This window comes from Kitasatospora sp. NPDC050463, assembly GCF_040655255.1.
Taxonomy (GTDB): Bacteria; Actinomycetota; Actinomycetes; order Streptomycetales; family Streptomycetaceae; genus Kitasatospora.
This window is the reverse complement of record NZ_JBFAJO010000001.1, coordinates 323,367-337,136: the sequence shown is the minus strand read 5'-3', so window position 1 is coordinate 337,136 and position 13,770 is coordinate 323,367. Positions and strand designations below refer to the sequence as shown.

Annotated in this window: 14 protein-coding genes; 9 read left to right on the top strand and 5 right to left on the bottom strand. The window is 73.2% G+C overall.

The window, feature by feature from the left end; genetic code table 11:
• Positions 1-21: 21 nt before the first annotated feature.
• On the bottom strand, positions 22-810 hold the full coding sequence (locus AB0J08_RS01500) for a ferritin-like domain-containing protein (protein WP_360624994.1): 789 nt from the start codon (positions 808-810) through the stop codon (positions 22-24).
• 128 nt (positions 811-938) lie between these two features.
• Positions 939-2,099, bottom strand: a complete 1,161-nt coding sequence (locus tag AB0J08_RS01495) for an alpha/beta hydrolase-fold protein (RefSeq protein ID WP_360624991.1) — start codon at positions 2,097-2,099, stop codon at positions 939-941.
• Between the two features lie 376 nt (positions 2,100-2,475).
• Between AB0J08_RS01495 and AB0J08_RS01490 the strand changes: the two genes are divergently transcribed.
• The 7 genes from AB0J08_RS01490 (at position 2,476) to AB0J08_RS01460 (ending at position 9,113) form a co-directional block, all read left to right on the top strand.
• Positions 2,476-4,311, top strand: a complete 1,836-nt coding sequence (locus AB0J08_RS01490) for a phosphatidylglycerol lysyltransferase domain-containing protein (RefSeq protein WP_360624988.1) — start codon at positions 2,476-2,478, stop codon at positions 4,309-4,311.
• 109 nt (positions 4,312-4,420) lie between these two features.
• The gene (gene folP, locus AB0J08_RS01485) at positions 4,421-5,326 is read left to right on the top strand and encodes a dihydropteroate synthase (protein WP_360624984.1); all 906 of its coding nucleotides are present in this window, start codon (positions 4,421-4,423) and stop codon (positions 5,324-5,326) included.
• Positions 5,327-5,357: 31 nt separating this feature from the next.
• A complete protein-coding gene (locus tag AB0J08_RS01480) occupies positions 5,358-5,840 on the top strand; it encodes a nuclear transport factor 2 family protein (RefSeq protein WP_360624981.1) in 483 nt (160 codons plus the stop codon).
• Between the two features lie 247 nt (positions 5,841-6,087).
• Positions 6,088-6,447, top strand: coding sequence for a dihydroneopterin aldolase (gene folB, locus AB0J08_RS01475; protein ID WP_360625181.1), 360 nt, complete (start codon positions 6,088-6,090; stop codon positions 6,445-6,447).
• 58 nt (positions 6,448-6,505) lie between these two features.
• Positions 6,506-7,105, top strand: coding sequence for a 2-amino-4-hydroxy-6-hydroxymethyldihydropteridine diphosphokinase (gene folK / locus AB0J08_RS01470; RefSeq protein WP_360624977.1), 600 nt, complete (start codon positions 6,506-6,508; stop codon positions 7,103-7,105).
• 234 nt (positions 7,106-7,339) lie between these two features.
• The gene (locus tag AB0J08_RS01465; protein WP_360624974.1) at positions 7,340-7,828 is read left to right on the top strand and encodes a DUF3180 domain-containing protein; all 489 of its coding nucleotides are present in this window, start codon (positions 7,340-7,342) and stop codon (positions 7,826-7,828) included.
• Between the two features lie 121 nt (positions 7,829-7,949).
• Entirely contained in the window at positions 7,950-9,113 is a 1,164-nt protein-coding gene (locus AB0J08_RS01460; RefSeq protein WP_360624971.1) for a hypothetical protein, read from the top strand.
• A gap of 150 nt (positions 9,114-9,263) precedes the next feature.
• Here AB0J08_RS01460 and AB0J08_RS01455 read toward each other — a convergent pair whose 3' ends face one another.
• Positions 9,264-9,839, bottom strand: a complete 576-nt coding sequence (locus AB0J08_RS01455; RefSeq protein WP_360624968.1) for a TerD family protein — start codon at positions 9,837-9,839, stop codon at positions 9,264-9,266.
• A 148-nt stretch (positions 9,840-9,987) separates the two neighbouring features.
• Positions 9,988-10,476: a hypothetical protein gene (locus AB0J08_RS01450; protein ID WP_360624965.1), complete on the bottom strand. Its 489-nt coding sequence runs from the start codon at positions 10,474-10,476 to the stop codon at positions 9,988-9,990.
• A gap of 123 nt (positions 10,477-10,599) precedes the next feature.
• Here AB0J08_RS01450 and arfB point away from each other — a divergent pair, with 123 nt between their 5' ends.
• Positions 10,600-11,031, top strand: a complete 432-nt coding sequence (gene arfB / locus AB0J08_RS01445) for an alternative ribosome rescue aminoacyl-tRNA hydrolase ArfB (protein ID WP_360624962.1) — start codon at positions 10,600-10,602, stop codon at positions 11,029-11,031.
• Positions 11,032-11,044: 13 nt separating this feature from the next.
• On the opposite strand, the gene AB0J08_RS01440 is transcribed toward arfB, so the two are convergent.
• Complete coding sequence (locus AB0J08_RS01440) at positions 11,045-11,572, bottom strand: flavin reductase family protein (RefSeq protein ID WP_360624959.1); 528 nt, start codon at positions 11,570-11,572, stop codon at positions 11,045-11,047.
• Positions 11,573-11,939: 367 nt separating this feature from the next.
• Between AB0J08_RS01440 and AB0J08_RS01435 the strand changes: the two genes are divergently transcribed.
• Entirely contained in the window at positions 11,940-13,739 is a 1,800-nt protein-coding gene (locus AB0J08_RS01435) for a diguanylate cyclase (protein WP_360624956.1), read from the top strand.
• The last annotated feature ends 31 nt before the right edge of the window (positions 13,740-13,770 follow it).

Genomic DNA, 13,770 nt, shown 5'->3' with positions numbered 1-13,770 from the left:
GCGGCTCCGCCGGGCCGGGGCTCAGACCACCTCGTGCTCCATGTGCGGCGGGGCCGGGGTGCCCAGGGCGTTGCGGTGCCGGGGCATCCGCAGCTTCACCATCCGCCGCCAGCCGAACGCGCGGTCGTACAGGTAGAGCGCGTGGACGCCGGCCGTGACCACCGCGAGCTGCCAGCGCGGCCACCGCAGGATCCGCGCCATCCGGGCGGTGACGGCGAGCCCGACGTCCCGGTGGGTGCGGATCTCGCCGCGCGCGCTGGTCTCCAGGGTGTGCCGGATGTACGGGCCGTGGCCCTCGGCGACCAGTCGGAGCAGCTCCTCGTGGCAGTACGCGAGGTGGTTGTCCTCGTCGGCGGAGATCATCCGCATCGCCCGGCCGAGGTCCGGGTTGTCGCCGTACGCCTTGACCAGCTGGCGCATCTGCTCGGCCGCGCGCTGCTCGGTGACCCGGCTGTGCACCAGGTACGTGATGATCTCGCGTTCGGCCAGCGGCACCTCGCTGTTCAATCGCTCGTGCGAGAGGCCGACGCCTTGGCGCTCCAGCAGCATGCAGTAGTCGGCCTCGGCGGGGACGTCCACCCTGGACAGGCCGCGCTTGTTCAGCAGCTGGGTGAAGATCCGGCCGTGCTTGCGCTCGTCGGCGCCGTGCCGGGCGATCTTGGGGGCGAGGACCGGGTCGCGGGTGAGGGCGGTGATCCGCTCGTTCTCCCAGCCGCCCTGGTCCTCGCCGCCGGCCGCGATGCTGCAGAACAGTTGGTAGGCCTCGTCGTTGCGGTAGATCTCGGTGAAGAGTGATCTGGTGCTGAGCATGGGGCCTCCTGCACGGATCCGGGCCTGCGCCGGCCGTTCGGCCGGGCGGTCGCGATACGTTCCCCGGGACGGCGCCCGAGCGGACCGGACCGGCCGGTAATCACCCGCCCGGCGGCGGTCGGCGGTGGTCAGGTCCAGGTGAGGCGGGCGCTCATCCACTCCAGGGCGGCCGGCAGCTCGCGGATCCAGCTGTCGAAGTTGTGGCCGCCGTCGTCCAGGTAGAGCGACTCGACCTTGAACTGCGGGTTGGCGGCCGCGACCTGCTGGGCCAGGTCGACGAACTTCACCGTCTCCGGGTAGTCGCTCTCCTTGCGGGTGCTGATCACCAGCAGCGAGAGGTTCGGTGCCGGGAGGTTCTGCAGCCGCCAGCCGAGGTCGCTCTGGTCGGCCAGTGCCTTGTCGCCGCCGAAGAGGTTGCCGCCGGTGAACTGGTCCTCGGCGACCTTGAAGTCGCCGTGCATGCCCACGCCGTTGCCGTAGACGTCCGGGTGGCGCATCGCGAGCCGCATCGCGCAGCTGCCGCCGGTGGAGAAGCCGAGCACGCCCCAGGACGACGGCGAGCGGCTGACCCGGTACGCCGAGCGCAGCGCCTCGGGCACGTCCTTGGCGAACCAGGACTCGGCACGCGGCCCGCCGGGGACGTCGACGCACTCGGTGTTGCGCGGCGGGGCGACGGTCGGGCGGGTCATCACGATGATCGCGGGGGCCATCTTGCCGGCCTTGCGCAGCTCCCAGGCGGTCTGCGGGACGGGCAGGTCCTTGACCAGGTGCATGGTGGTGCCCGGGAAGCCGGCGACGGTCAGCAGGACGGGGAAGCGCACCATGGCGAGCTTCGGGTCGAAGTACTCGGGCGGCAGGTACACGAACATCTGGTCGGACAGACCGGTCTCCTTGCCCGCGACCCGGACCGACTCGATCTTGCCGACCTCCTCCGGCGGGCCCGTGGGCAGATCGGTGACGGTCTCCAGGCCGCCCTCGTCGGTCGGCTGGACCAGCGCGTCGGAGGCCGGGGTGTTGCCGTGGTGGTTCTCGCTGCTGGTCAGCGCCAGCTTGGTGCCACCGGGGCTGAGGAGGTCGTCCCATGAGGTGTAGAAGCCGAACGAGTTGTTGACCGACAGCGCCAGCACCGCGAGCACCGAGACCTGAGTGACCATCAGCAGCGCGATCCGGCCGAGCACCGGGAGCGGGCGCTGGCGGGCCAGCCGGGGCCAGAGCCAGAGGGTGGCGAGCAGGGCCGCCGCGCCGAGCGCGAGCAGTGAGTTCGCCAGCGCGTCGCTGGTCAGTTCCATGCCGTCGGCCTTCCGGTGGGAAACTCTCTCGGGGCAGGCTTCATCGTCTGGCGGTGCGTCAGTCGCGGCCATCGCGGCTAGGCTGTCCGGACGTCGGGGCAGGCCGGAGTCCGGGAGTGGTCCGGCGCAACCGGCGCCCTGGAATGCGGCGTCCACCGTACGTACCGGGTATGCGGGGGTCCGTCGCGCCACACGGCGCGGGGCCCCGGCGCCCACCCCTCGGCTCAATCGCAGCGCCCACCCGACCCCGGTTTACCCCCCGTTTCCGGATGTTTGGCGGGCGCATTGCCTGATGAAGGAAAAGGCATGAAGGTCCCTCACAACTCCTCCCCCGGAGTGACAGGACTGCGCTCCGCAGCCTCTACGCTGAGCTCCCATGAGCGTTCCCGTGTCCGTTGAGCCGAGCCCCGAGCCGCCGCCCCGCCGCCGCGGCCTGCAGACGCTTCGTACCCAAGCGGCCACCGTCCCCCGGGCCTGGTTGCCCGGCGCGGTCGGTTACGCCTGTCTGCTGATCGGACTGGTGGACATCGCCAGCGCGGTGTTCCCCAAGCTCCGGCACACCAAGGTGCACACCTTCGCCGGGCAGCTGCCCGGGGGCACCACCACCCTGGCCGCGGCCGGCACGCTGATGGTCGGCCTGCTGCTGGTGCTGCTCGCCCACGCGCTGCGCCGCCGCAAGCGGCGCGCCTGGCGGGCCGTCTGCGTGCTGCTGCCGGTCGGCGCGGCGCTGCACATCCTGCGCTGGCACCAGATCGGCCCGGCGGTCGTCTCGCTGGTGCTGTTCGCGGTGATGCTGGTGCACCGGCGCGAGTTCTACGCCAAGGCCGATCCCCGCACGCGCTGGCGGGCGGTGGTCAACCTGGCCGTGATGGGTGCCATCAGCGTGGCGCTCGGCCTGCTGGTGGTCTCCACCCGGACCGGCTACGAGATCGGCCACCCGAGCCTGTTCCACCGCCTGGAGCATGTCGGATACGGGTTGTTCGGCTTCGAAGGACCGGTCGACTACAGCTCGGACCGGGTCTCCGACCTGGTCGCCTACCTGCTCGGCGGGCTGGGTCTGATCACCGCCTTCACCACCGCCTACCTGGCGCTGCGCCCGGAGAAGCCCAAGCCCGAGCTGACCGCCGAGGACGAGGAGAAGGTCCGCGCGCTGCTCGACCGGCACGGCGAGCGCGACTCGCTCGGCTACTTCGCGCTGCGGCGGGACAAGAGCGTGCTGTTCTCGCCCTCCGGCAAGGCGGCGATCTCCTACCGGGTGGTCTCCGGCGTCATGCTCGCCTCCGGGGACCCGGTCGGTGACGTCGAGGCCTGGCCCGGCGCGATCAAGGTGTTCATGACCGAGGCCCGCGAGCACGCCTGGGTGCCGGCCGTGATGGGCTGCAGCGAGGTCGGCGGCGAGGTCTGGACCCGGGAGGCGGGGCTGGACGCGCTGGAGCTGGGCGACGAGGCGATCGTCGACACGAGCACGTTCTCGCTCTCCGGACGGGCGATGCGCAACGTCCGGCAGATGGTGAAGCGGATCGAGCGCAACGGCTACTCCTGCCAGGTGCGCCGGGTCGCGGAGCTCACGGCGGAGGAGCGGCACCGGATCGCCGACGCCGCCGCCCGCTGGCGCGGCACCGACACCGAGCGCGGCTTCTCGATGGCCCTCGGCCGCTTCGGCGAGCCGGGCGACGACGCCTGCGTGGTGGTCACCGCCCACAAGGCGCCGGAGGAGGGCGAGAGCGGCGACGACCTGAAGGCCGTGCTGCACTTCGTGCCCTGGGGGCCGGACGGCATCTCGCTGGAGCTGATGCGCCGCGACCGGGCCGCCGACCCCGGTCTGAACGAGCTGCTGATCGTGGCCGCGCTGCAGGCCGTGCCGGCGATGGGCGTGCGCCGGGTCTCGCTCAACTTCGCGATGTTCCGCTCGGCGCTGGCGCGCGGCGAGCGGATCGGTGCCGGCCCGGTGCTGCGGGCCTGGCGCGGGCTGCTGGTCTTCCTGTCGCGCTGGTTCCAGATCGAGTCGCTGTACAAGTTCAACGCCAAGTTCCAGCCCGAGTGGGAGCCGCGCTTCCTGGTCTTCCCGAACACCCGGGACCTGCCCCGGATCGGCTTCGCCGCGATGCAGGCCGAGGCCTTCATCACCCTGGGCATGCCGCGCTTCGGCCGCAAGCCGCAGCGCCAGGGTCTGCCGGCCCCGGCCCACCCGGAGGTCACCGAGGCCGCCTGAGAGCGCCCGGGCCCGTCACCGGCCCCTGTCGCCGGACCCCCGTCGGACACCCCCCGGCGGGGGTCCGGCCGTATCCGAGGGAGCGGGGGCTTGAACTGATAATGGGGTTATGAGCACTTCGCTGTCCTTCTCGCTGCCGGCCGGACTGCCGCGGCTCGACCGCTGCGCCGTGATGGGCGTGGTCAACGTGACCCCCGACTCCTTCTCGGACGGCGGGATGTGGCACGACCCCGCCCGGGCCATCGCCCACGGCCTCGCGCTCCGGGCCCGCGGCGCGGACCTGGTGGACGTCGGCGGCGAGTCCACCCGCCCCGGCTCGCAGCGGGTGCCCGAGGAGGAGGAGCTGGGCCGGGTGCTGCCGGTGGTGCGCGAGCTGGCCGAGTCCGGGGTGGTCGTCTCGGTCGACACCATGCGCGCCCGCGTCGCCGAGCAGGCCGTCGCGGCCGGTGCCCGGATGATCAACGACGTCTCCGGCGGTCTGGCCGACCCGGCGATGGCCCGGGTGGTGGCCGCGACCGGCGTGCCCTTCGTGGTGATGCACTGGCGGGGGCAGTCCGCGGACATGGACAGCCAGGCGGTCTACGGCGACGTGGTCACCGACGTGGTCGGCGAGCTCACCGCCCGGGTGGACGCGCTGCTGGCCGCCGGCGTCAAGGAGGAACAGCTGATCCTGGACCCGGGCCTGGGCTTCGCCAAGACCGCCGAGCACAACTGGGCCCTGCTCGGCGGGCTCTCCGCACTCACCGCGCTCGGCCGTCCCGTCCTCGTGGCCGCATCGCGCAAGCGGTTCCTGGGTACGCTGCTCGCCGACCCGGAAACCGGGGAACTGCGCCCGGCCAGGGAGCGCGACGACGCGACCGCCGCGGTGTCGGTGCTGTCGGCCAGGGCCGGTGCCTGGGCGGTGCGGGTGCACGACGTGTCCGGCACGGCGGACGCCGTCCGGGTGGTCGCGGCCTGGCAGCGCGCGGCCCGGCAGGATCCGTCCGGCCCGTCGGCGGGCCGGGTGGGCAGGTGAAACGGGAGGGTCTGTGGCAGGTGACGGCAGGGTGAGCGGCGAGACCGCGGGTCAGCGGGCCCGTGAAGCGGATCGGGAGGCCGTACTGGAGGCCAACCGGATGCTGTACGAGGCGCTGGAGAACGGCGATCCGGAGGCCGTCGAGGAGGCCTGGCTGGGGGCCGACGAGGCCGACGACAAGGGCGGCGTGGTGTGCGTGCACCCCGGCTGGCCGGTACTGCGCGGGCGGGCCCAGGTGACCCGCTCGTACATGCTGATCATGGCGAACACGGAATACATCCAGTTCATCCTGACCGACGTCGAGGCCGAGGTGCAGGGCGATGTGGCCCTTGTCACGTGCACCGAGAACATCCTTTCCGGCGGTGAGGCGGAGGAGGAGGGCGAACTCGGCCCGCTGGTCGGCGGAAAGGTCGTCTCGACCAATCTCTTCCGCCGCACCCCCGCGGGCTGGAAGCTCTGGTCCCATCACGGTTCACCCGTTCTGACCAGCGGGGACGACGAGGACGAGGACTGATCCGCGGGTCATCGGGAAGTCGTCTCCCGGCGGCGTCCCGGGAATTCCCGGGCGGTCACCGAACGTTCATGTCAATCGCCATTCCGGTGCGCGTGGCGTCGGTTCGTGCCGGGTAGGACGGTCAGGCGTTGTCCGCGCTCGCGGGTAGATTCACAACGCAGTGGCGGGCGTGGTGCCCGTCTCCGTACTGCCCTCCCGCCGCTCTTCCGGGGCAGGGCCCGTCCGACTGGGAGCAGTGATTCGTTTGCTGGACCGCGTCACCCTGCGGGGCCTGCGTGCCCGGGGCCACCACGGCGTCTTCGAGCGCGAGCGCGTCGAGGGCCAGACCTTCGTGGTGGACCTCGTGCTCCACCTGGACACCCGCCCCGCCGCGTCCGGCGACGACCTCACCCGCACTGCGCACTACGGCGTCGTGGCCGAGGAGGTCACCGCGATCATCGCCGGCGAGCCGGTCGACCTGATCGAGACGCTGGCCCAGCGCATCGCCGACCAGTGCCTGAAGCACGAGGCGGTCGAGGAGGTCGAGGTCACCGTGCACAAGCCGGACGCCCCGATCACCGTGCCCTTCGACGACGTGACCGTGACCATCCACCGGGGCCGCGCATGACCCGCACCGCGCACCCCGTGCCAGCCGCAGAGCCCGTTCCAGTTGTAGGGGAAGTCCGATGAGCACCAGCGACCCGACCGCCTCGCCGACCACGTTCGACCTGGAGAGCCGGGTGGACTCCGCCGACGCGACGCTGCACGGCCAGCGCTGCGCCGTGATCGCCCTCGGCTCCAACCTGGGCAACCGCCTGGACACCCTCCAGGGTGCCGTGGACGCCCTCGCCGACACCCCCGGGCTCAGGATCAAGGCCGTCTCCGGCGTGTACGAGACGGAGGCCCTCGGCGGGCCCGACGAGCAGCCCAACTACTACAACGCGGTGGTGGTGCTGCGCACCACCCTGCCCCCGCACGACCTGCTGGAGCGCGGCAACGCGATCGAGGACGCCTTCGGCCGGGTCCGCACCGTCCGCTGGGGCCCGCGGACGCTGGACGTCGACATCCTCGCCTACGAGGGCGTCACCAGTGACGACCCGCAGCTGCTGCTGCCGCACCCGCGCTCGCACGAGCGGGCCTTCGTGCTCGCCCCCTGGCTGGACGCCCAGCCGGATGCCGAGGTGCCCGGCCACGGCCGGGTCGCCGCGCTGCTCCAGGCGCTCGGCGGCGCCGACGCCCAGGGCGTCCGGCTGCGTGAGGACATCGGGCTGACCCTGCCGGAGTAGGCCTCGGCGGCTCGGCGGCCGGGGAACTCGGACCGGGCCCCGGCCGTACCAGTAGGTGTCCGCCGTCCGCGCCGGTGCCCGCCGGTTCGGGCCCGGTACGGTGGCCTGGCGCCGTCGTACCGTCCTCCCCGCCCGTCGCCGGGCCGGGGTGCCTCCCAGCCGCCGGGCCGGGCGGGCAGGGCCAGGCCCGGGGGCGGCCGACCGACTCCGCAATCCGGGAAGGACCACGTCCGAGTGAAGCTGCTTCGCCTCCGTCTGCTGGTCGGCATCACCGCCGCAACGACGGCACTGTCCTGGGCCGGTGCCAAGCTGTGGGCCTCCCTGGACACCCTGCCCGCGGTGCCGGGCGCGGCGCCGGTAGTGCTGGCCGCGGTGGCGGTGATCCTGCTCGCCACGGCGATCTCGCTGCGGTCCCGGCTGAAGGCGGCCCGCGAGCGGCAGCCCGGGGCGAAGGGGGTCGACCCGCTGGGCGCCGCCCGCGCGGTGGTGCTGGCGCAGGCGAGCGCACTGGTCTCGGCGGTGGTCACCGGCATCTACGCGGGCGCGGGGATCTACCTGCTCGGTGAGCTGGACGTGCCGGCGCGCCAGGACCAGGCCGTCACGGCCGGCCTCTCGGTGCTGGCCGGCGCCGCGGTGATCGCGGCGGCGCTCTGGCTGCAGCACGTGTGCAAGCTGCCGGAGGACCACGACGACCCGAGCGGGCCGGCGATCTCGCACCGCTGAGCGGAATCCTCCGGTGATCTTGGGTGAGGATCCGGACACGTGCGGTAGAGCTTGCGCAGTGTCAAGGGCCAAAGCGGACCCTGGGCTGACACGCCCCCAATTCGCACGCTAGTTTCTTGGCATGTCTCGCGGACGCCACCGTCATTCCTCCGTCCTCGGCCGGGTCCTTCCCCCCACCGCCGCCGGCGTGCTCATCGTCGCCGCGGTGGCCGCGCTGCTCTTCAGTCAGGACACCGTCCTGGTCCGTTCGGTGGGCGTCGCCGCCGTGCTGGCCGCGCTCGGCATCGCCGTGCTGCTGCGCCAGCGCGACCGGGCCGCCCGGGCCGCCGCCGAGGTGTCCGTCGCGCAGCGGCTGCGGGCCGAGGAGCGCTTCGAGGAGCAGCTCGCCGAGGCCGAGTACGCGGCGGAGGTCGCCGAGGAGCGGGCCACCCGCTTCGGGCGGCGGCTGACGGCCGAGAAGTCGCGGCTGGCCAAGGCCGAGACGGAGATCGCCCGGCTGCTGCGCGAGCGTGCCGTGGCGGTCGCCGAGCAGGCGCTCAAGGAGGCCGAGGCGACCCAGCGGGCGCTCGCGGCCGCCCGCCCCAAGTACCCGGCCAGTCCGGCCGCGTTCCTCCGGGCCGCGGCCGTGCTGCGGCACCTGGGGCGGCAGGCGGCGGCCCGGGACGCGCAGCGCGAGCGTGCGGCGGGTGCGGAGGTCGCGGTGCGGGCCCGTACCGCGCCGGCTCACGTCCCCGCGGTGGCGGCACCCGCCCGTCCGGTGCCGGCTCCGGTGGCTCCCGCGGTGCCCACGCCGGCGGCGTCCAGGCCCGCGGTGGTCGCTCCGGCGCCCGCGCCGCGGCCGGCGCTGACGGCGACGGTCGGGCAGCTGGGCGGGCAGTCGGGCGGTACGCCGGGCACGCCCGTGGTGGCGGCCGAGCGGCAGCGGCCGCGGCCGCAGCAGGCCCGTGGGCAGGGCTTCAGCTTCTTCGGCCGCTCCGGTGCGACCGGTCGGCCGGCGGCTCCGGCGCAGGCCGTGGGCAGTGTCGCGGAGCTGGGCGAGCGGACCGACCTGGCGGACGTGGTGGGCGACGAGGCGGTGGCCGCGGCGAAGGCCGGGCCGGTGGCCGTCGTCCAGGGCCGGCCGCAGCCGCCGGTCGAGCAGGTCGACCTGGAGCCCGAGGTCGAGCGGGACGAGGCCGAGCAGGCCGGGGGCGAGCGCCCCGGGGCCGGGCCGGCCGTGGTGGACCTGACCCCGGACGACGAGACCGAGCTGCTCCAGCTCCCGGAGCTGCGCGCCTCGCGCTGAAGCTCCCGCTGCCGCCCCCGGCGCGCGCCCCCGGCCCGGCCGGGGACGCGCGCCGAGGTGTTGGCGGCCGTCCGGGGCCGGCGGGGCGGGGAGGCGCGGGAACGGCGAAGCGCCCGGCCTCCTGGGTGGGGGCCGGGCGCTTCGGGAGCGTCAGAGCTGGACGCCGAAGTCCTGCGCGATGCCCGCGAGGCCGGAGGCGTAGCCCTGGCCGACGGCGCGGAACTTCCACTCGGCGCCGTTGCGGTAGAGCTCGCCGAAGATCATGGCGGTCTCGGTGGCGGCGTCCTCGGAGAGGTCGTAGCGGGCGATCTCGGCACCGCCGGCCGCGTTGATCACGCGGATGTAGGCGTTGCGGACCTGGCCGAAGTTCTGCGAGCGGGCGACCGCGTCGTAGATCGAGACCGGGAAGGTGATCTTGACGGCCTCGGCCGGCAGGCCGGCGAGGTTGACGTTGATCGCCTCGTCGTCGCCGGCGCCCTCGCCGGTCCGGTTGTCACCGGTGTGGACGACGGTGCTGTCCGGGGTGCTGGTGTTGTTGAAGAAGACGAAGTGGCCGTTGGACAGCACCTTGCCGTCGGCGTTCAGCACGATCGCGCTGGCGTCGAGGTCGAACTCGGCACCGGTCGTGGTCCGGACGTCCCAGCCGAGGCCGACGGTGACCGCGGACAGGCCGGGGGCCTCCTTGGTCAGCGAGACGTTGCCACCCTTGGAGAGGCTCACTGGCATGGTGTTTGCTGTCCCTTCGTTGCTTTTGCCCGGGATAACGCGGGAGACCGTGGACTTGGTTCCACGCTTCGTGGCTCACCTTGTCGCGCTTGTCCCGGCGAATGACGGATGGGTGCTCGGCCAGGTCGAAGTTCGCCCGGATTCTCGCTCAGATTCTGCGGAAGCGGCCCTGAAGTGACCAGATGTTCGGATTGTCGGCCAGGTCGGGGTGCATGTCGAAGAGATCGGCCAGCGTGTCCTGGAGGAAATCCCGGGCCTCGCGGCGCAGCTCACTGTGACGGACCACCGCGGGCGGCTCGTCCGGCAGCCAGGTGGCGGTCACCTCGACCCAGTTGAACCTGCGGGCGAACCGCAGCAGCTCGGTGTTCTGGGTGAAGTCGAGGTCGGAGCTCTGCACCCGGGCCGCGCGGCTGCCGTCCGGGTCGCGGTCCAGCTCCTCGACGACGTCGCACAGCGCCCAGGCGAAGTCCAGCACCGGCACCCAGCCCCAGGCGGTGGAGAGTTCCGTGCCGTCGGCGTCCAGGTAGACGTCGCCGCAGAAGAGGTCGTACCGCAGGGCGTGCACGGAGGCGCTGCGGTAGTCGGTCTGCGGGGGGTCGGGGAAGCGGTTGGAGAGGGAGTAGCCGAGCTCGATCACGTACGCCATTGTCGGGGCTGCGGGCGGCTTCGGATAACCGGGTGGCCGGCGGCCGCGGACAACCGTGGCCGGGTGACCGGATAACCGCGTGACCGGCGGGCCCGGGCGCGGGATGATGGGCGCATGCCCGAGCCCATCCGCGTCCGGGGATCGGTGGTCGTCCCCGACGCCGAGCTCCTCTGGCGTTTCTCCCGTTCCTCCGGCCCCGGTGGCCAGCACGTCAACACTTCCGACACCCAGGTGGAGCTGCGCTACGACCTGGCGGCCTCCGAGGCGCTGCCCGAGGTGTGGAAGCAGCGCGCCCTGGAGCGGCTGGCCGGGCGGCTGGTGGACGGGCGGGTGCTCGTGGTGCGCGCGTCGGAGCACCGCTCGCAGTGGCGCAACCGCGAGGTCGCCGCGGCCCGGCTGGCGTCCCTGCTGGGCGAGGCCACGGCGCCGCCGCCGAAGGCCCGCCGGGCGACGAAGCCCAGCCGGGGCATGGTCGAGCGGCGACTGACCAACAAGCGGCACCGGGCCGAGCTGAAGCAGGGCCGGCGTTCGCCGAAGGGCGAGTAGCCGGCGGCAGCGGTCAGGTCAGCCGGCGGTAGCCGCCGCGGAAGTAGAGCAGCGGGCGGCCGCCGGCGTTCGGCACCGCGGCCTCCAGGACGCGGCCGAGCAGCAGGGTGTGGTCGCCGGCGGCTATCCGCTGCTCGGTGCGGCACTCGACGGTGGCGAGCGCGCCGTCGATCAGCGGCGCCCCGCTGCGGCGGCCCCGGTGGTGCGGTGTGTCGGCGAACAGCAGGCGGTCGCTGAGCCGGCCCTTCATGGCGAACCGCGAGCCGAGCGCCTTCTGCTCCTCGGCGAGCAGTGAGACCGCCCAGGTGTCGGTGCGGGAGAGCACCTCGTCCATCCGGGAGTCCTCCCGGACGGAGATCAGCACCAGCAGCGGTTCCAGGGAGACCGAGAGGAACGAGGTGGCGGTCATGCCGACGTCCTCACCGTCCTCGGGGTCGTGGACGGTCACCAGGCTCACGCCGGAGGCGAGCTGGGAGAGTGCCGCCCGGAACTCGTCGGGCGTCGCTTGGGAGGCAGCTTCGGGCTGCGGAGCCGAGTACACGTACCGCACGCTAGTCGGCGGCCGGGCGGAACGGCATCGGGCCGTGGTCGTAGGACCAGCGGCGCAGAGGTCACGGTCTGCGCCGAGGCTCACCCCCAGGGGTGAAGCGGGGGGCCTGCCGGGCGGCAGGAGGCTTCAGTGCGCGGTCAATGCGGCCGACCATTAGAAATGTTCCCATAAAGCCCTATGTCCCGTTATGGGGCGGATGAGCTGATTAAGGGCGCATAAGTGTCGTGTGATTTAAGTCACAAGTGGTGGCCTATTGCTGACCGAGCGTGCCGAACGCTGTGCTCCCTGTGATTCAGTTCTTCTGGCAATCGGACGATAACCATTCAAGAACTATCCGAAGCAGCCGGGGAGCCCCCGCATGGAAGCCGAGTCGGAGCCTTACGTCCGTCTCGCGACCCTCCGCACCTTGCACCGGGTCGTGGCGGACCTCAACGCTGCCCGCAGCCTGGCGGGCACGCTGCAGGCTGTGGTCGAGGGCGCGGTGCACGGGCTCGGCTTCGACGCCGCGGCGGTCAGCCTGGTCCGCCCGGACGGCGACCTCGTGGTGGCGGCCGTCTGGGAGCTGGAGGAGAGCGCCATGGGCGGCCCCTCCGTGCTGCTCGGCCAGGTCGGCTCGCGCGAGTCCTGGGACCGGCTGCTCGGCGTCAGCGACCACTGGGGCACCCTGCGCTTCCTGCCCTACGACCGCGGCTGGGCCGTGGCCAGCGACATTCCGCGCTGGATCGGCGACGGCCCGATGCCCGTCTACGCCAACGACTGGCACCCCGCGGACGGCCTGCTCGCCCCGATGTACAGCGCCGGCGGCGACCTGCTCGGCGTGCTCTCGGTGGACCGCCCGCGCAGCGGCAAGCGGCCCGGCGCCTGGACCCGCGAAGCGCTGGAGATGTTCTCGCTCCAGGCCTCCATCGCGATCGGCAACGCCCGGCTGCGGGCCGAGATGCAGCGCGCGCTGGCCCGCCTGGAGAAGGAGCAGCAGGCGCTGCGGGCCAGCGAGGAGAGCTTCCGCCAGGCCTTCGAGTACGCCCCCAGCGGGATGGCCATCACCGAGCTGCACGGCGCCGGGCGCGGCCAGCTGACCAGGGTCAACGACGCGCTCTGTCGGCTCCTCGGCCGCCCCCGCGCGGTGCTGCGCCAGCAGAGCTTCGCCGACCTCGTCCACCCCGACGACCGCGCCCTGCTGGAGCGCACCAGCGCCGAGAGCGGCCGGGCGGAACTGCGGCTGTCCCGGCGGGACGGCGGTTACCAGTGGGTCTGTCTGCGCAACTCGATCGTCGCGGACGCGGCCGAGGGGCCGAGCTTCCTGCTCACCCACGTCGAGGACATCGAGGACCGCAAGCGGCACGAGCTCCAGCTCGCGCACCGGGCCAGCCACGACGCGCTCACCGGCCTGCCGAACGGCGCCGAGCTGAAGGCCCGGCTGGGGCGGCGGCTCTGCAACGAACCACAGACGGTCGGCGCCGTCGCCGGGCATCCGGCCGGGTACGGCGAGGGCTCGTACGCGCAGCCGTACGGCGGCTACGCCGTCGACTCCTACAGCACGCACACCGCCTACGAGGGCCTGGACGGGGCCGACCCGCGGGCCGGCGCGACGCACGGCTACGTGGTGTCCGAGGGCTACCCGCTGCCGGGCTCCGGCTACGGCGAGCACGTGCACGCGGTGGTCCCCGCCGACCACGGCCCGGGCGGCGACGTCTGGTCGGGCCCGTTCCGCTCGGGCGGCGCGGCCACGGCGGACAAGGGGCTCGCGGTGCTCTTCTGCGACCTCGACGGCTTCAAGTCGATCAATGACCGGTTCGGCCACAACGCGGGCGACGCCGTGCTGGTCGAGGTCGCCCGCCGGCTGAGCCAGGCCGTCCGGGACGGCGACACGGTGGCCCGTCTCGGCGGCGACGAGTTCGTGGTGCTGGCCGACGGCATCGGCCGCGAAGAGGCCAAGGACCTCGCCCACCGGCTGCGCAACGCGATCATCCCGCCGATGCGGATCGACGGCCGGGGGATGCGGGTCGGCGTCAGCCTCGGCGTCGGCTGGGCGGGCTGCGGGATGAGCATCGAGGAGGTGCTGCACACCGCCGACGAGCGGATGTACGACGAGAAGCGGGCCCGGGGCGGCGCGGTGCGCGGGGCCCGGGGCGAGCGCTCGCACCGCCGGGCGGGTTAGGACCTGTCCGGCCCGGGCCCGGGCCCGGGCG